Source organism: Pararhodobacter sp., assembly GCF_034676545.1.
In the GTDB taxonomy this organism is placed as follows: Bacteria; Pseudomonadota; Alphaproteobacteria; order Rhodobacterales; family Rhodobacteraceae; genus Pararhodobacter.
In genome coordinates this window covers 3,078,707-3,095,151 of sequence record NZ_JAUCBZ010000015.1, presented here as the reverse complement: position 1 = coordinate 3,095,151, position 16,445 = coordinate 3,078,707, and the positions used below count along the sequence as shown (strand labels likewise).

The window sequence follows — 16,445 nt, the reverse complement described above, 5'->3', positions numbered from 1 at the left end:
AGGGGATCTCAATCAAAAACCCCGCGCGGACAAGCCGTGCGGGGCCGATTTGTGATGTTCTGAACCGCGCGCGCCTTGGCTGATGCGCTCAACGGCGGCCATGTCCGGCGCGATCGGCGTTGCTGCCACCGTCGCTATCGGTGCGACCGGTGCGGCCGCGGCCAACCGGGTCAGAACCGTAACCGACATCGGAATCGGTGGCACCGCGGCGGCCACGACCGTTGTTGACCGGGTCAGAGCCATATCCGGTATCGGAATCGGTGATCCCGGACACGCGTCGGCCACCGCGTCCACCACCGGCTGGATCAGCCCATTGGCCACCATCGGAATCGGTGATGCCCGTACTGACGCACCCAGCCAGGGCTGCAGTGCCGCCAAAAGTTCCCAAAATGAAGGCGCGACGCCCCAGCCCGCGGTTCGTTTGGATGTCGCTATCCGACATGGATCCTTTTTTGGGTTTGTCAGTCATGAATCAGTCTCCGGAATAAGATCACTTAAAAAATCAGCATAACCGCAGAGTTGCCGTTTGGTCAACGATCTCAAGCGGCTATGATGTGCGAAATGCGCGCGCAGGCCGCAGATGGAAAAAGGGCACGGAAAAACCGTGCCCTTTGGAGCCTTGAGGTACCGGGGTCAGCGACCGCGACGTCCGTTGCCACCCGGATCGGCCGAGGGGCCACCGTCGGAATCGGTGAGGCCAGATGTGCGCCCACCGCTGTTGGGTCCGCCACCGCGACCATTGCTCGCCGCATCCGCCCAATGCCCGGAATCGGCGTCGGTGATGCCGGAATTGCCCGGCGGAAGGCCGCCACCCGGCTTGCCGCCGCCGCCGCCGCCGCTTGGTGGGCGCGGCCCTCGACCATTGCCTGCGGGGTCGGCAGAGCTGCCCTGATCCGAGTCCGTGAGGCCCGAGCCACGACCATTGCCGCCCGGATCCGCAAAGGAGCCGGAGTCCGAATCGGTGAAGCCGGTGCGCCGACCGCCTTGGCCATTGCCCGCCGGGTCGGCAAAGGTCCCCGAATCCGAGTCCGTCAGGCCAGTACGACTGCCGCCGCCGCCACGTCCGTTGCCCGCCGGGTCGGCGCTTGCGCCGCTGTCCGAGTCGGTGAGGCCGGAACGGCTGCTGCCACCACGCCCATTGCCTGCCGGGTCGGCAAAGGACCCCGAATCCGAGTCCGTCAGGCCTGAACGGCCACCACCGCGCCCATTGCCCGCCGGGTCAGCGCTTGCGCCGCTGTCGGAGTCCGTCAGGCCTGAACGGCCGCCACCGCGCCCATTGCCCGCCGGGTCAGCGCTTGCGCCGCTATCCGAGTCGGTGAGGCCGGAACGGCTGCTGCCGCCGCCACCGCGCCCATTGCCCGCCGGGTCGGCACTTGCGCCGCTATCCGAGTCGGTGAGGCCGGAACGGCTGCTGCCGCCACCACCGCGCCCATTGCCCGCCGGGTCGGCACTTGCGCCGCTGTCTGAGTCGGTGAGGCCGGATCGGCTGCTGCCGCCGCCACCGCGCCCATTGCCCGCCGGGTCAGCGCTTGCGCCGCTATCCGAGTCGGTGAGGCCGGAACGGCTGCTGCCGCCGCCACCGCGCCCATTGCCCGCCGGGTCAGCGCTTGCGCCGCTGTCTGAGTCGGTGAGGCCGGAGCGGCTTCCGCCACCACGCCCGTTGCCCGCCGGGTCAGCACTTGCACCGCTATCCGAGTCGGTGAGGCCGGAGCGGCTGCTGCCTCCGCCACCGCGCCCGTTGCCCGCCGGGTCAGCACTTGCACCGCTATCCGAGTCGGTGAGGCCGGAACGGCTGCTGCCGCCGCCACCGCGCCCATTGCCCGCCGGGTCAGCGCTTGCGCCGCTGTCGGAGTCGGTGAGGCCGGATCGTCCACCGCTTCCGCGACCAGCGCCCGCCGGGTCGGCGTTCGCGCCACCATCAGAGTCGGTGATGGCCTTCGCCTGTGTGCTGGCGAGCATTGCCGCGCCGCCTACGGCCGTGGAAATAAACGCCCGGCGCCCAAGGGATGTGCGGGTCGTGATGTCTTTATCAGACAACGATCCCTTTTTCTTGGTTGGCTCATCATCTGACATTGGCTCACCTATCTATATATGTCGCAAATATGCTACATCATAAGGCGAAACGTGCTTTTCGGTCAATATTTTTGAATGGTTCCAAATTGGCGCGATGCCGCGCGGCGCGTCAGGCGAGTGCGGAACCGGGCGGCGTTTGCGCCGGTCCGGGCGCATCGAGACCTGGGGTCGAGCGAAACGACCATGCCGACGCCTGCAAGTGATCGCCCATTTTCGGGCATTGCGCGACGCCGCCAAGTGTTATCCAATGCAACGATGCGTGTGCATCCAAGGCGCATAGGGGGCCGCCATGAGGTCACGCGCGGATCGGGCTGAGAAAACGGAGAGCGACGATGAAAGATGCTGTGAAGGACAAGGGCGCCGGGGCGGTGGTGCATGATTTCGCGCGGGCCATATCTCCCGTCTCACCCGAGACGTTTTTCGCGGAATATTTCGAGAAAAAGCATCTGGTTATCAAACGTGACCAGCCCGACTATTACCGCGATCTGCTGACCATCGAAGATATTGATCATGTGATCACGCAGACGATGGTGCCAAGCGCCAATCTGCAGTTGGTCAACAACGGCAACGGGATTGATGTTGACGACTTTACCATGCCCAACGGGTATGTGGACCCGGTGCGCGTGTCCTACCAATTCGCGCGCGGCAGCACGGTGATCTTGCCGCAGCTCCACCGCAGCTTGCCGAAATTGTCGTCCTATTGCCGCTCACTCGAGACCGTGTTCAGTTGCGATTTGCAAACCAACATCTATCTGACACCTGACAATGCGCAGGGCTTCAAGACCCATTATGATTCGCATGACGTGATCGTCTTGCAGGCGCATGGCTCGAAGACCTGGAAAATCTATGAGTCGCCGCTGGAATTGCCGCTGCGCAGTCAGGCATTTGATCCCAAGACCTTCCAGGCGGGCAAGGTGATCGAGACCTTTGTGCTGAACGCCGGCGATATGGCCTATATTCCGCGCGGCGTGGTGCATGACGCGATCGCCACCGATGAGGTATCGCTGCATATCACCACCGGGCTTCTGGCCTCGCGTTGGGTGGATGTGCTGGTTGAGGCGATTGTCGAGCGCGCTTTGCAGGACCCGGCCTTGCGGGCCTCGATCCCGCCGGGCTTTGCCAATGACGGGTTCGACAAGGCCGGGGCTCTGGAGACGTTTGCGGCCTTGATGGCGCGCGCCGTCGAGGGTTGCGATCCGCAGCGCACGCTGGACGGGTTTGCCCATGAATTCCGCCGCCGCCGTTTGCCTGTCGTGCCGGGGCAGTTCCTGCAAAGCAACGCCGCCGATGCGATTGGCGCGGGCTGTGCCGTCTCGGTGCGGCCGGGGCTGATTTACACGCTGTCGCGCCGCGCCAAGGGCGATGCGGAGGAGGTGATCCTCGAAGTCTATGGTGCCGAGATCGCCTTTCCCGGCTTTGCCGAAGAATCGCTGCGCGCGGCGATGACCTTGCCGCAATTCACCGTTGGCGATCTGCCCGGCGATCTGGACGAGGCCGGGCAAGCGGTGCTGGCCCGACGTCTGGTGCGCGAGGGCGTGATGTTTCGGGTCTGAGGCCCGGACACAGGAATTGGCGTGGCGACCGACGGAAACCCAGGTCTCGCGCGTTAAACATTTTGTAACCCATCAAGGACAGGCTGCGTCGTTGAAAAACCACGCGGGCGGTCCTAGGTGCTTTCTTGCCGGTATTTGAAGGAGAGATCATGGCCGACTACACTCGACTTCCCGCCCCGAGCCCTGAGCAGGGGTTGAACCGCTATTTGCAGGAAATCCGGCGTTTTCCGATGCTGGAGCCTGAAGAAGAATACATGCTCGCCAAACGCTGGGTCGAAGACCAGGACACGGGTGCTGCGCATAAACTGGTGACCAGCCATCTGCGCCTGGCCGCCAAGATCGCCATGGGCTATCGCGGCTATGGCCTGCCGCAAGCCGAGGTGATCTCGGAGGCGAATGTGGGTCTGATGCAGGCGGTCAAGCGGTTTGACCCGGAAAAAGGGTTCCGGCTGGCGACCTATGCGATGTGGTGGATCCGCGCCTCGATTTAGGAATATGTGCTGCGGTCGTGGTCGATGGTGAAGCTGGGCACCACCAGCGCGCAAAAAAAGCTGTTCTTCAACCTGCGCAAGGCCAAGGCCCGGATTGGCGCGATTGAAGAGGGTGATCTGCGCCCGGAAAACGTGGCCAGACTGGCCGAGGATCTGTCGGTGACGGAACAAGAGGTGGTCAGCATGAACCGCCGGCTTGCCGGATCGGACGCGTCGCTGAACATCACGGTGGGCGGCGAAGAGGGCGGGTCGAGTTGGCAGGACTGGTTGCAGGACGACGACGCCGATCAAGCCGGCGACTATGCCGAGCGCGACGAATTCGAAGCGCGTCAGGCAATGTTGATGGAGGCGATGGATGTGCTCAATGAGCGCGAGCGCGACATCCTGACCGAGCGGAAACTGGCGGAACCGGCGGTCACGCTGGAGGAACTGTCATCGCGCTATGATGTGAGCCGCGAGCGGATCCGTCAGATCGAGGTGCGGGCCTTCGAAAAGCTGCAGACGCGGATGCGCGAGATTGCGGCCGAGAAAGGCATGGCGACGGCATAAACCCGGCGGCTGTGGTTTGCCGGTGCGGGATGGTGCGTGCAAGCACGCACCCTACACGGCGTTGCGCAGCACCGGCCAGAGCGTGGCCACCAACAGCGCGGCCATCGTCCAGTTGAACAGGCGCAAACGTTTGGGGTCACGCAGGACACCGCGCATCATGGTTCCCATCAGCGCCCAGCAGGACACGCTGGGCAGGTTGACCGCCCCGAACGCCGCCGCCACTGCCAGCACCGACGGCCAGTCGGCGTTCGGGGCATAGAGCGTGTTGGCCGTCAACGCCATGGTCCATGCCTTGGGGTTTACCCACTGAAATGCCGCGGCCTGCAAAAAGCCGAGCGGCTTTCCTGCCGCTGTTGCCGCGTGGCTCGGTGGCGCGGCATTCGCGATTTTCCATGCCAGCCAGACCAGATAGAGGATCGACACGATCGTCAGGGTCAGACGCGCGGGCGGGTATGCGAGGAACAGCCCGGCAAGGCCCACCCCAACGATGCCCACCATCACCGTAAAACCGCCGCCAATGCCAAGCATATGCGGAATTGTTCGGCGAAATCCGAAATTGACCCCCGACGCCAGCAACATCAGGTTGTTCGGGCCCGGCGTGATCGACGACACAAAGGCATACAGGATCAGCGCGAGTAACAGGTCGTGAGGAATGGGCATGGCGAAACCTGGGGAATGACAGGGGTTGGCATCGCCCTCGACTAGCAGGGGTTGTCACGGCCTGCAAATCTTGTTCAGAAGCCGCAGGTCGGTCGCCATCACGGCCACCGGGCGCGCGGGTGACTTGCGCACTGGGCGCGATCGCCGGGGATCTGCGCATTCCCCTGAACAGCCGCGCCGTTGCGAGGCCCCCTGCGCGCTTGCCAACTCGACAACGGCCGCATCAAGAGCGCATTCTCGATAGCGGATGGGGTGCGACGGGGTACGGATGACGCAAGCGTATGAACCAGCGGGTGGAACCAATGCACGCCGCGTCGCGCGGATGCCACGCCACCGCGAGGTGATCCTCGACATCCTCCGGGAAGGGCACCACCATGAGCACGTCCACGGCATCGTGCAGGTGGAGGTCACCGAAGTTCGCGCCCGCATGCAGGCGCTTGTAGCGCGTGGGCTACCGCCACCGTCGATGACGGCGTTCATCGTCCACGGCACCGCCCGCGCCGTTGCCACATTTCCGCAGGTTCATGCGGTGCGCACCGGCCGGTCCTTGACCGAGTTCGAAGATATGGACGTGTCGACCATCGTCGAGCGCATGTTGCCCGACGGCACGCAAGTCCCGGCCTCGATGATCATGCGCGCCGCCAACCGAGCGCCGCTGCGCGCGATCCATGATCAGCTGCGCGCGGCGCAAGAGGCCGAGCTGCGTGGCATCACGCTGGCCAACGACCGGCTGTCGCGACAGGCCAACATCTTGGCGCGATTGCCCCGTCCGCTGCGCGCGGTGGTCTGGTGGTTGCTTCGCCGCAGCCCGGTGCTGCGCAAGCGGATGATCGGAACGATCAATGTGACGTCGGTGGGCATGTTCGGTGAGCTCGGCGTCACCGGCTGGGCGGTCATCTCGGGGCCATGGCCGTTGATCGTGACGGTGGGCTCGATCTCCAGGGTGTTGCGGCCCGGCGCCGACGGCGAACCGCGCGAGGCCGAGATGCTGAATCTGGTGGTTGCAATCGATCACGCGGTGGTCGACGGCGGCCCGGCAGCGCGCTTCATCGCGCATCTGATCGACACTCTGGAAGCGGGTGCCGGCCTCGACGCGTTCGAGGCCTCGGCGGTTGGCGGATAACCCGCGCGCCTGAACGCGATGGACGGCGCGGATCGGCTGCGCTATCAGGCGGGCAGTTTTACCAGCCAGCCCGAGGTTTCCATGTCCGCACACGGCACCCCCATTCCGATGACCGCCCGCGCCTCTGGTCCTTTGACCGGCGTGGCCGAGGTGCCCGGCGACAAGTCGATCAGTCACCGGGCATTGATTCTTGGTGCCTTGTCGATCGGCGAAACCCGTGTGACGGGCTTGCTGGAAGGTCAGGACGTGCTGGACACCGCCGCCGCCATGCGCGCCTTTGGCGCGACGGTGACCCGCGAGGGGCTGGGCACCTGGACGGTGCAGGGCGTCGGCGTCGGTGGATTCGCCGAGCCGGATCATGTGATCGACTGCGGCAATTCGGGCACCGGTGTGCGCCTGATCATGGGGGCAATGGCGACCACGCCGATCTGTGCCACCTTCACCGGCGACGCCAGCCTGAACAAGCGACCGATGGGCCGGGTGACCGATCCGCTGGCCCTGTTCGGCACGCAAGCAGTGGGCCGCGATGGCGGGCGATTGCCGATGACGGTGGTCGGGGCCGCGAACCCGGTACCGGTGCGCTATGTCTTGCCGGTGCCCTCGGCGCAGGTCAAATCGGCGGTGCTTCTGGCGGGGTTGAATGCGCCGGGCGAGACCGTTGTGATTGAACCCGAGGCGACCCGCGACCACACCGAGCGCATGTTGCGCGGCTTTGGGGCGCAGGTGTCGGTCGAGGATACAGCCGAGGGCCGCGTGATCACGCTGACCGGCCAGCCCGAGTTGACCGGGCAGACCGTCGCCGTGCCGCGCGATCCGTCCTCGGCGGCGTTTCCGGTCTGCGCGGCGGTAATCGTGCCCGGGTCGGACATCACCGTGCCGGGCGTCAGCCGCAACCCGACGCGCGACGGGCTTTATGTGACGCTGTTGGAAATGGGCGCGGATATCCAGTTTGAAAACGTGCGCGAAGAGGGCGGAGAGCCGGTCGCCGATCTGCGGGTGCGTTATTCGCCAGAGTTGCGCGGTCTCGAAACCCCGTCCGAGCGTGCGGCCTCGATGATTGACGAGTTCCCGATCCTGTCGGTGGTCGCGGCCTGCGCCAAGGGCAAAACCATCATGCGCGGCGTCAAAGAGCTGCGCGTCAAGGAAAGCGACCGGATCGACGCGATGGCCCGCGGCCTCGAGGCCTGTGGCGTGCGGATCGAGGAAGAGGATGACGTGTTCACCGTCTACGGCATGGACCGCGTGCCGGGTGGTGCGGTGACCGAGAGCCGTCTGGACCACCGGATCGCAATGTCGTTTCTGGTCCTGGGTCTGGTGTCCGAGGCCCCGATTTCGGTCGATGACGGCGGGCCGATCGCCACGTCATTCCCGAGTTTCGAGCCGTTGATGGCGGGGCTCGGCGCAACCATCGCCCGCGATAAACCCTGATGCGCGGGGCGATCAACTGGGGGCTGCCGCTGCTGACGTTGGCGGTTTATGCCTATCTTGGCCTCTATCTGAGCGGCCAGTTGATGCACCACGCCACAGGCGAAATTCCCCTTGATTTTCGCGCCTTTGGGTACTCTCTGGGCGAGGCGCGCGACTATTTGCGCGCCCTGTCCCCCGAAGGGTTTGCCTTGGCGCAGGGGCCGGTTTTCTGGGCGGATATGGTGTTCTCGACCTTGATCGGTTTGACGCTGACCTGGTGGATGCGCCCGTTTTCCGGTGTTTTCGGCATGGTCTGCGTGCTGACGGCTATGACCTATGTGGCGCTGGATTGGGGCGAGAACGCTGCGGTTCAAGCGATGCTCACGGCAGGCCCGGATTGGGTGGAGCCTGCCGAAATCCTGCGCGCGAGCACCTTCACCAGCGCCAAATTCGTGGCGTTGGCGCTTGGTGTGATACTGGCCGCACGTCAAAGCTGGCGGCGCTGGGCGGGCCGCGTGTGACGGCTGGGATTTCACTTTTCCAACATTCTTGACAAGAAACCTTCGCGGTTTGATCACTGGATAGAACATTTACAACGTCTGACAATTGGAACACGTCAATTGCAGCCATTGTCCTCCCAACCCGAAAACCGGTCTGGCGGCCCTCGCACGGCTTGCATCGGGGTGGGCTTTCGAGGCATCAAACCGAAACATGAGCCCAGCAGCCTGACGGGAGAGCACGATGACATTTACAGTGGCGGTGGATGGTCCGGCGGCGGCGGGCAAAGGGACGATCAGCCGGGCCCTGGCCGCGCAGTTTGGCTTGGCGCATCTTGACACGGGGTTGTTGTACCGGGCCGTGGGCGCGAAGGGCGGCGATCCGATTGTCGCCGCGCGCACCCTGACCACCGAGGATCTGCAACGTGATGATTTGCGGTCCATGGCCGCCAGCGAGGCCGCCAGCAAGGTCGCCGTGATACCAGAGGTCCGCGCCGCACTCCTTGATTTCCAACGTGCATTTGCGGCCCGCGAGGGCGGCGCGGTTCTGGACGGTCGTGACATTGGCACGGTTATTTGCCCCGATGCACCGGTGAAACTGTTTATCACCGCCAGCCCCGAAGTCCGGGCACATCGTCGTTGGCTGGAAGTCGGCGGCAATGAGGCAGAGGTCCTCGCCGATGTGATCGCGCGCGATGAGCGCGACAGGAACCGCGCCGATGCGCCGTTGAAACCGGCGGCTGACGCGGTGATCATCGACACCTCGGCGCTGGATACCGAGGCGGCCATTGCCCGCGCCATTGCCACCGTAAACGCCATTCGCGCCACCTGAGGCGCAATATTCACGCGACGTTAAATATCTCGTGCCAAGGTGAAGCCCGGCACGAGGTGCTTTGCGTTGTGCGGGAAAGGGGCTATAGCAATCGCGCAGACCTCAATCAGGAATTCCGATGTCAGACTCGATGCTTTCGACCGTGATCAAACCCGTCCACCGCGAAGGGTATCCCTTTATCGGAATTTTTGCCGCCGTGACCTTGGTGCTCTTTCTGATCTGGCAGCCGCTGGGATGGATTGGCGTGGTTCTGACCGTCTGGTGCTATTATTTTTTCCGGGATCCTGAACGGCATACGCCGCAACGCGCGGGCTTGTTGATCAGCCCCGCTGACGGTGTGATTTCGCTGATCGAACCCGCCGTCCCGCCCGTTGAATTGGGCATGGGCACGGACCCCATGATGCGCGTGAGCGTCTTCATGAACGTGTTTAACTGTCATGTGAATCGCGCGCCAATCGCCGGGACTGTCAGTGCCGTCTCTTACCGCCCGGGAAAGTTCTTCAATGCATCTCTGGACAAAGCCAGCAGCGACAATGAGCGCAACTCCGTCGCCATAGACATGGCGGATGGGCGCAAAATCGCCGTGGTGCAAATCGCCGGATTGGTCGCGCGCCGAATCGTTTGCGACGTGAAGCCCGGTGATGTGCTGGAAACGGGGGAACGGTTTGGCATGATCCGATTTGGGTCGCGGTTGGATGTTTACCTGCCCGACGGTGTGCATCCATTGGTCTCGTTGGGGCAAACCATGGTTGCCGGAGAAACCGTGTTGGCGGATCTTGCATCAGATGAAACGGCGCGCCTGGCAGAGGTTCGCTAGGCCATGACCGATCCGCAGACGCAACCGACCGAGAGTGACACCGCCAGCGCGGACCGCCGGTCGTTGCCGCTGGTGCAATTGCTCCCCAATCTGGTCACGCTGCTGGGGCTCAGCGCGGGGCTGACATCCATCCGCTATGTGCTGCAAGATTCGTATCAGGTCGCCGCGGCGCTGTTGGTTTTGGCGGCGATCATCGACGGAATCGACGGGCTGTTGGCGCGCAAGTTGAATGCCGAAAGCTCCTTTGGGGCCGAATTGGATTCACTCAGCGATTTCGTCTGTTTCGGCGTGGCACCCGGGATTTTTGTCTATCATTTTGTGCTGCAAGGGTTGCCCGGGTTGGGGTGGTTGTTCGTGCTGGTCTATGTGATCTGCGCGTGCCTTCGTCTGGCGCGGTTCAACGTCAATCGCGATGCGCCTCCACCACCGGGTCGCGCGCATTTCGTCGGTGTTCCCGCACCCGCAGGCGCGATGTTGGCCCTTTTGCCGGTTTACGTCTCGCTGGCGGATTGGGTCGATATGCGGCAATGGCCGATTGCGGTTGCGCTTTATGTCGGCATGATCGGGCTGCTGATGATTTCGCGGCTCCCAACCCCCTCGCCGAAGGGGCTGGCCGTACCGCGAAACCGCGCGATCTGGGTCCTGCTCGGCGTCGGTGTGTTTGCCGGGGCGCTGGCAATGCGGCCGTGGACGGTCTTGTTGTTGACGGATCTCGCCTATCTCGTGGTTCTGGCGCAGGGAAGCTGGGCGCATCGACGGGCGCTGACCTGAGCTGACAGTTGCGCGCTTTTCGCGCTTGACGACCCGGCGGCGGGCGGATATCCCCCGGTCATCGCGCGGTTGTAGCTCAGTTGGTTAGAGTACCGGCCTGTCACGCCGGGGGTCGCGGGTTCGAGTCCCGTCAACCGCGCCACTTGATTTCAGGCCCCCTTTGTGGGGCCTTTTTTCATGACGTCTGCTGGGGTGTCCCCCTGTGGGACACAATGGTGGGCTTGTGAAATCAAGGGCTTGGATGGAAGCGTTTACCTGATGTCAAGAGTGGCCGCCCGACGGCGGAATGCTCGGCCGAGTGTGCGGGGTGTGGCCTTGAGGTGAGTATTTTTGGCAAGATGAAGGCGCGTGAGGGCGTTATGTTGGCGCAGGGGCGATGATCCGAGGTGACGTCCGCGCGCTCCGTGTCCACAGAGGGTAGGGTGTGTGCTTGCACGCACCTTGCTTCACATAACGGCGCGTGGCCTGCCGAAGGGTTCGTTCAACACCGGGGTTTCCCCACAGAGGCCAGATCGTGGGGCGCGGCTTTTGGCCCGGGATGCGGCAGCGGCTGACATTTGGCGCAAGTGGCCTAGCCTCGCGGGGCGGAGCGCCGGCGCGAAATTCCAATTCGCCTGGCGTCTTGGGGATGACAAAGCGTCACGGTGCGCGCTTTTAATCCTTGACGCCCCCCGGCGCTTCGCCTAATTGACGGCTCACGCGCGGTTGTAGCTCAGTTGGTTAGAGTACCGGCCTGTCACGCCGGGGGTCGCGGGTTCGAGCCCCGTCAACCGCGCCATTTTTCCCTGCCTTTGGTCTGGCCCTTCCGCTTGGCGGCCCTCTCGGATACTCTGGGAGGCACGCAATCTGTGCAGGGGAAAAAATGATTACCGTTCAAGGGTTTGAGGGCGCACGCGTTGGTGTTCTGGGGCTGGGCCGGTCGGGGCTGGCGACTTGTGCGGCACTGGCGGCGGGCGGTGCCGAGGTTTGTGCCTGGGACGACAGCCCCGAGGGGCGGGCCAAGGCCGAGGCGGCGGGGTTTGCGCCCATAGACCTGACCCGGCACGGCGCGCTGGACGGATTGGCGGCCTTGATCACCTCTCCGGGCATTCCGCATCTGTACCCGGCGCCGCATCCGGTGATCGCGGCCGCCCTTGTGCAGGGCATCCCGGTGGACAACGACATCGGGCTTTTCTTTCGCACCTTGGCCGCCGACGACTTCCCGCCCAAGGTCATTTGCGTCACCGGGTCGAACGGCAAATCGACCACCACGGCGCTGATCGCGCATTTGCTGGCGGAGGCCGGGCGCGAGGTCGTCATGGCGGGCAACATCGGCACCGGCGTTCTGGCGATTGATCTGCCCGGCGAGGATGGCGTCGTGGTGTTGGAGTTGAGCAGTTATCAGACCGATCTGGCGCGGCATCTGGCCCCGGATGTGGCGATCTTCACCAATCTGTCGCCGGATCATCTGGATCGGCACGGCGGGATGGGTGGTTATTTCGCGGCCAAACGGCGGCTGTTCTCGGAGGGGGCGCCGACCCGCGCGGTGATTGGCGTCGACGAGGTCGAGGGGCGCAATCTGGCGATGCAACTGGGCGAGGGGCCGCAGGATGCGCGGGTGATCCGGGTGTCCTCGGGGCAGAAATTGCAGGGCGCGGGCTGGAGCGTCTTTGCGCGCAAGGGGTTTCTGGCGGAGTGGCGTAGCGGGCGGCAGGTGGCGTCGATTGATCTGCGTCCGATGGCCGGATTGCCCGGCGCGCATAATCATCAGAATGCCTGTGCGGCCTATGCGGCGCTGCGCAGTCTGGGGGTTGCCCCGCGTCAGATCGAGGCGGGATTGGCCAGTTTTGCCGGCCTGCCGCATCGGAGCCAGTTGGTGGCCGAGATTGGCGGCGTGCGGTATGTGAACGATTCCAAGGCGACGAATGTGGATAGTGCCGCCAAGGCGTTGCAAGCCTTTCCCCGCATCCGGTGGATCGCCGGGGGGCTTGGCAAGGAGGGCGGGATTGCCGGGCTGGTGCCGTATCTGGCCTCGGTGGCGAAAGCCTATCTGATCGGTCACTCGGCGCGCGATTTTGCCTTGCAGCTTGGTGCCGTGCCGTATGAGATTTGCGAAACGATGGATCAGGCGGTTGCGCGTGCGGCGGGCGAGGCGGAGGCCGGGGAGGTCGTGTTGCTGGCCCCGGCGGCGGCGAGTTTCGATCAATACCCGAATTTCGAAAAACGGGGCGAGCATTTTACCGCACTTGTGCAGGGGTTGCCGCGTGGGTAAGTGCCTCGTGGGTAAATGCCTATTGGAGATGTGAAAAAGGGGTGGGGCTTTGCCCCCCTCTTGGCCTGCGGCCAATTCACCCCCCAGGATATTTTGGTGAACAAAGACGGGGTGGGTGGATGAGCAGTCACGGTCACGGCGGCGATAGTCTGAGAGGATTTTTACTGGCCTTGGCAGCCTATTTGATATGGGGTGCCTTGCCGCTGTATCTGCATTTGCTCAATCACATACCGCTGCCCGAAGTTCTGGTGCATCGCGTGATCTGGGCGGTGCCGGTCGCGCTGTTGGTCTTGCTGGCTTTGGGGCGCACCGCGGATTTGCGCGCGGCAATCGTGTCGCCACGACTGTTGGCGATGGCGGGGCTGACGGCGGCGTTGGTATCGGTCAATTGGGGCGTGTATCTTTATGCGATCCAATCCGGGCGGGTGCTGGATGCGGCATTGGGCTATTACATCAACCCGCTGTTCTCGATCTTTCTGGGCGCTGTGATCCTGCGCGAAACCCTGACGCGGGCGCAATGGGCGTCGGTGGCGTTGGCGGGGGCGGCGGTGGCGCTGTTGACCTGGGAGGCCGGCAGTCTGCCGTTACTATCGCTGTCCTTGACCCTCAGTTGGGGATTTTACGCGTTGTTCAAGCGGGCGTTGCCGATTGGTCCGAACCAGGGGTTCACGCTGGAGGTGATCCTGTTGAGTCCGATTGGCGTGGGATATGTGCTGTGGTTGTGGTGGCAGGGTGATCTGCGTTTTGGGGCGACCGGCGTTCTGGATGCTGTCTTGCTGATCGGCTGCGGTGTGGTGACGGCGGTGCCTCTGATGCTGTATGCCAATGGTGCCAAGCAGTTGCGGCTGACGACCATTGGCTTGATGCAGTATATCGCGCCGACTTTCGTGTTCCTGATCGCGGTGCTGGTGTTCGGAGAGCCGTTCGAGGGCGCGAAACGGGTGGCGTTTCCGGTGATCTGGTTGGCGTTGGCGCTGTATTCGGCGGATCTGCTGGTGCAGCGGCGGCGGCGGCTGCGCGCCGGATAGCGGCGAAAGAGCGCGCTGCAAGACTCTGGCTTTGCGTGCGCATTCGCGTTAGACTGCCGTTCAGACCCGGAAAACGGGCGAAACACAGGCATAGAGAGCAGTCTCACATGACAGAAATGGTCCATGGCACCATGCCCGTCTACTCGGGCGAACCGGTTTTGTCGCGTTGGTGGCGGACGGTCGATCGCTGGACGATCTCGTGCGTCTTGTTGCTGGTGGGCGTTGGCCTGTTGCTGGCGCTGGCGTCGTCGCCACCCTTGGCCGCGCGCAACCATGTCTCGCCGTTCTACTATTTCCAGCGTCACACCTTGTATGCGGCGATGTCGATGTTGGTGATGTTCGTGGTGTCGATGCAGTCGCCCGAAACCATCCGGCGCTGGGGCGTGTTGGGGTTTGGCATCGGCTTTGTCACGCTGGCCGCCTTGCCCTTCATCGGCAGCGATTTTGGCAAGGGGGCGGTGCGCTGGCTCAGCTTTGGCTTTACCACCATCCAGCCCTCGGAGTTCGTGAAACCGTGTCTGGCAGTGGCGGCGGCGTGGCTGTTGGCCTCGGGGCAGGCGTTGAACGGGCCGCCGGGCAAATCGCTGTCGCTGGCCGTGGTGTTGGCAACCGTGTTCCTGCTGGTTTTGCAGCCCGATTTCGGCCAATCCGTGTTGATCCTGTTCGGCTGGGGGGTGATGTATTTCATCTCGGGCGCACCGATGTTCGTGATCCTCGGGCTGGCGGGACTTGCGAGCATGGGGGGCGTCTTCGCCTATCACAGCTCGGAGCATTTCGCGCGCCGCATTGACGGCTATCTGGCCGCCGAAGTCGATGCGCGCTCGCAATTGGGCTATGCCACATCGGCCATTCAGGAGGGCGGTTTGTTTGGCATGGGCGTGGGCGAAGGTCAGGTGAAATGGCAGCTGCCGGACGCGCATACCGACTTTGTGATTGCCGTCGCGGCCGAGGAATATGGCTTCATTCTGGTGGCCTTCATCATTGCCCTTTATGCCGTCATCTGCTTGCGCGCCCTGTCACGCCTGACCCGCGAACGCGATCCGTTCACGCGGTTGGCCGGGGCCGGGTTGGTGGCGATGGTTTCGGCGCAGGCGATGATCAACATGGGTGTGGCGGTGCGCTTGCTGCCGGCCAAAGGCATGACTTTGCCGTTCATCAGCCAAGGTGGCTCGTCTTTGTTGGCAATGGGGATTATGCTGGGCATGTTGCTTGCCCTGACGCGGACCCGCCCGCAGGGTGGAATTCAGGATATCATGCTGACACGGGGGCGTTGATGGCTTCGAACAGGGCGAAAAGACCCCCTCTGGCGGTGATTGCGGCTGGCGGGACGGGGGGGCATATGTTCCCCGCGCAGGCCTTGGCCGAGGAATTGCTGGCGCGTGGCTGGCGGGTGGTCTTGTCGACCGATGCCCGGGGTGCGCAATATTCCAGCGCATTCCCCGAGGCGGTCGAGCGGCGCGTCGTCTCGTCGGCGACTTTCGCGCGCGGTGGCGCTTTGGCTAAACTTGTGGTGCCGTTTCGCGTGCTGGGTGGCATGGCCTCGGCGATCACGTCAATGGTGCTGGACCGCCCGGCGGTGGTTGCCGGGTTCGGTGGTTATCCGTCAATTCCGGCCATTGGCGCGGCCTGGGTGCTGCGCGTCCCACGCCTGATCCATGAACAGAATGGCGTCCTGGGCCGGGTGAACCAAATCTTTGCGCCGCGCGTTTCGGCGGTTGCCTGCGGCACTTGGCCAACAGAATTGCCCAGTGGCGTCGAGGGGCTGCACACCGGCAATCCTGTGCGCGCTGCGGTGCGCGACAAGGCGGCGGCGCCGTATATTGCGCCGGGCGACTACCCGATGAGCCTGGTGGTGATCGGCGGCTCGCAAGGCGCGCGGATCCTGTCGGACGTGGTGCCAGCGGCGATTGCCCTGCTGCCGGACCACTTGCGCCGGCATCTGCGCGTGGCCCAGCAAGCGCGGCCAGAGGATCTGGAGCGGGTGTATATGGCCTATGACGCGGCGGATATTCCGGCCGAGGTGGACTCGTTTTTCGCCGATGTGCCGCGCCGGTTTTCCGAGGCGCAACTGGTGATCGCGCGGGCCGGGGCCTCGACCGTGGCGGATCTGACGGTGATCGGCCGCCCGGCGATCCTGGTGCCCTATGCGGCGGCGGTGCGCGACGAACAAACCGCCAATGCGCGCGGGTTGGTCGAGGCCGGGGCCGCGGTGCTGATGCCCGAAAGCCAGTTCACCCCCGAGGCGTTGGCCGAACAGATCGAGATGATCCTGACCACGCCGGATGCCGCCAGCCGTATGGCGCAGGCCGCCACCACGCTTGGGCTTCCGGATGCCGCGATGCGTTTGGCGGATGTTGCCGAACGTCTCGCCGGTCCACCCTCTGCCTGAAAGC

The 16,445-nt window shown here is 64.1% G+C and carries 14 protein-coding genes, 2 tRNA genes and 1 pseudogene; 14 read left to right on the top strand and 3 right to left on the bottom strand.

Annotated features, from left to right (window positions below; translation table 11 throughout):
- Window positions 1-88: 88 nt before the first annotated feature.
- Window positions 89-469, bottom strand: coding sequence for a hypothetical protein (locus tag VDQ28_RS18610; protein WP_323037346.1), 381 nt, complete (start codon window positions 467-469; stop codon window positions 89-91).
- Window positions 470-633: 164 nt separating this feature from the next.
- A complete protein-coding gene (locus tag VDQ28_RS18605; RefSeq protein WP_323037345.1) occupies window positions 634-1,959 on the bottom strand; it encodes a hypothetical protein in 1,326 nt (441 codons plus the stop codon).
- A 446-nt stretch (window positions 1,960-2,405) separates the two neighbouring features.
- On the opposite strand from VDQ28_RS18605, the gene VDQ28_RS18600 reads away from it, so the two are divergent.
- On the top strand, window positions 2,406-3,626 hold the full coding sequence (locus tag VDQ28_RS18600; RefSeq protein WP_323037344.1) for a cupin domain-containing protein: 1,221 nt from the start codon (window positions 2,406-2,408) through the stop codon (window positions 3,624-3,626).
- Window positions 3,627-3,775: 149 nt separating this feature from the next.
- A pseudogene (rpoH, locus tag VDQ28_RS18595) lies at window positions 3,776-4,666 on the top strand (RNA polymerase sigma factor RpoH).
- Between the two features lie 51 nt (window positions 4,667-4,717).
- Here the strand turns inward: rpoH and VDQ28_RS18590 are convergent.
- Complete coding sequence (locus VDQ28_RS18590) at window positions 4,718-5,320, bottom strand: LysE family translocator (RefSeq protein ID WP_323038156.1); 603 nt, start codon at window positions 5,318-5,320, stop codon at window positions 4,718-4,720.
- A 274-nt stretch (window positions 5,321-5,594) separates the two neighbouring features.
- On the opposite strand from VDQ28_RS18590, the gene VDQ28_RS18585 reads away from it, so the two are divergent.
- The 12 genes from VDQ28_RS18585 to VDQ28_RS18530 all read left to right on the top strand — a co-directional run bounded on the left by VDQ28_RS18585 (window position 5,595) and on the right by VDQ28_RS18530 (window position 16,441).
- Window positions 5,595-6,449, top strand: coding sequence for a 2-oxo acid dehydrogenase subunit E2 (locus VDQ28_RS18585; RefSeq protein ID WP_323037343.1), 855 nt, complete (start codon window positions 5,595-5,597; stop codon window positions 6,447-6,449).
- Between the two features lie 81 nt (window positions 6,450-6,530).
- On the top strand, window positions 6,531-7,877 hold the full coding sequence (aroA, locus tag VDQ28_RS18580; protein WP_323038155.1) for a 3-phosphoshikimate 1-carboxyvinyltransferase: 1,347 nt from the start codon (window positions 6,531-6,533) through the stop codon (window positions 7,875-7,877).
- Entirely contained in the window at window positions 7,877-8,377 is a 501-nt protein-coding gene (locus VDQ28_RS18575; RefSeq protein WP_323037342.1) for a hypothetical protein, read from the top strand. Before aroA ends, VDQ28_RS18575 begins: the two co-directional genes overlap by 1 nt.
- Before the next feature lie 220 nt (window positions 8,378-8,597).
- Window positions 8,598-9,185: a d(CMP) kinase gene (locus tag VDQ28_RS18570; RefSeq protein ID WP_323037341.1), complete on the top strand. Its 588-nt coding sequence runs from the start codon at window positions 8,598-8,600 to the stop codon at window positions 9,183-9,185.
- 118 nt (window positions 9,186-9,303) lie between these two features.
- On the top strand, window positions 9,304-10,002 hold the full coding sequence (locus VDQ28_RS18565; RefSeq protein WP_323037340.1) for a phosphatidylserine decarboxylase: 699 nt from the start codon (window positions 9,304-9,306) through the stop codon (window positions 10,000-10,002).
- A 3-nt stretch (window positions 10,003-10,005) separates the two neighbouring features.
- On the top strand, window positions 10,006-10,773 hold the full coding sequence (pssA, locus tag VDQ28_RS18560; RefSeq protein ID WP_323037339.1) for a CDP-diacylglycerol--serine O-phosphatidyltransferase: 768 nt from the start codon (window positions 10,006-10,008) through the stop codon (window positions 10,771-10,773).
- Window positions 10,774-10,838: 65 nt separating this feature from the next.
- Window positions 10,839-10,915, top strand: a tRNA-Asp gene (locus VDQ28_RS18555).
- A 559-nt stretch (window positions 10,916-11,474) separates the two neighbouring features.
- Window positions 11,475-11,551: transfer RNA gene (locus VDQ28_RS18550), tRNA-Asp, on the top strand.
- 84 nt (window positions 11,552-11,635) lie between these two features.
- Entirely contained in the window at window positions 11,636-13,024 is a 1,389-nt protein-coding gene (gene murD / locus VDQ28_RS18545; protein WP_323037338.1) for a UDP-N-acetylmuramoyl-L-alanine--D-glutamate ligase, read from the top strand.
- A gap of 119 nt (window positions 13,025-13,143) precedes the next feature.
- A complete protein-coding gene (gene rarD / locus VDQ28_RS18540; protein ID WP_323037337.1) occupies window positions 13,144-14,052 on the top strand; it encodes an EamA family transporter RarD in 909 nt (302 codons plus the stop codon).
- Between the two features lie 107 nt (window positions 14,053-14,159).
- Window positions 14,160-15,326, top strand: coding sequence for a putative peptidoglycan glycosyltransferase FtsW (locus tag VDQ28_RS18535; protein WP_323037336.1), 1,167 nt, complete (start codon window positions 14,160-14,162; stop codon window positions 15,324-15,326).
- Window positions 15,326-16,441 carry a UDP-N-acetylglucosamine--N-acetylmuramyl-(pentapeptide) pyrophosphoryl-undecaprenol N-acetylglucosamine transferase gene (locus VDQ28_RS18530; RefSeq protein ID WP_323037335.1) on the top strand — a complete coding sequence of 372 codons (1,116 nt, stop codon included), beginning with the start codon at window positions 15,326-15,328 and terminating at the stop codon, window positions 16,439-16,441. Before VDQ28_RS18535 ends, VDQ28_RS18530 begins: the two co-directional genes overlap by 1 nt.
- Window positions 16,442-16,445 lie beyond the last annotated feature (4 nt).

Bases quoted from the DNA above. Each gene is read 5' to 3' on its own strand.
- VDQ28_RS18610 (WP_323037346.1), bottom strand. From the start codon at position 469: ATGACTGACAAACCCAAAAAAGGATCCATGTCGGATAGCGACATCCAA.
- VDQ28_RS18605 (WP_323037345.1), bottom strand. From the start codon at position 1,959: ATGCTCGCCAGCACACAGGCGAAGGCCATCACCGACTCTGATGGTGGC.
- VDQ28_RS18600 (WP_323037344.1), top strand. From the start codon at position 2,406: ATGAAAGATGCTGTGAAGGACAAGGGCGCCGGGGCGGTGGTGCATGAT.
- VDQ28_RS18585 (WP_323037343.1), top strand. From the start codon at position 5,595: ATGACGCAAGCGTATGAACCAGCGGGTGGAACCAATGCACGCCGCGTC.
- aroA (WP_323038155.1), top strand. From the start codon at position 6,531: ATGTCCGCACACGGCACCCCCATTCCGATGACCGCCCGCGCCTCTGGT.
- VDQ28_RS18575 (WP_323037342.1), top strand. From the start codon at position 7,877: ATGCGCGGGGCGATCAACTGGGGGCTGCCGCTGCTGACGTTGGCGGTT.
- VDQ28_RS18570 (WP_323037341.1), top strand. From the start codon at position 8,598: ATGACATTTACAGTGGCGGTGGATGGTCCGGCGGCGGCGGGCAAAGGG.
- VDQ28_RS18565 (WP_323037340.1), top strand. From the start codon at position 9,304: ATGTCAGACTCGATGCTTTCGACCGTGATCAAACCCGTCCACCGCGAA.
- pssA (WP_323037339.1), top strand. From the start codon at position 10,006: ATGACCGATCCGCAGACGCAACCGACCGAGAGTGACACCGCCAGCGCG.
- murD (WP_323037338.1), top strand. From the start codon at position 11,636: ATGATTACCGTTCAAGGGTTTGAGGGCGCACGCGTTGGTGTTCTGGGG.
- rarD (WP_323037337.1), top strand. From the start codon at position 13,144: ATGAGCAGTCACGGTCACGGCGGCGATAGTCTGAGAGGATTTTTACTG.
- VDQ28_RS18535 (WP_323037336.1), top strand. From the start codon at position 14,160: ATGACAGAAATGGTCCATGGCACCATGCCCGTCTACTCGGGCGAACCG.
- VDQ28_RS18530 (WP_323037335.1), top strand. From the start codon at position 15,326: ATGGCTTCGAACAGGGCGAAAAGACCCCCTCTGGCGGTGATTGCGGCT.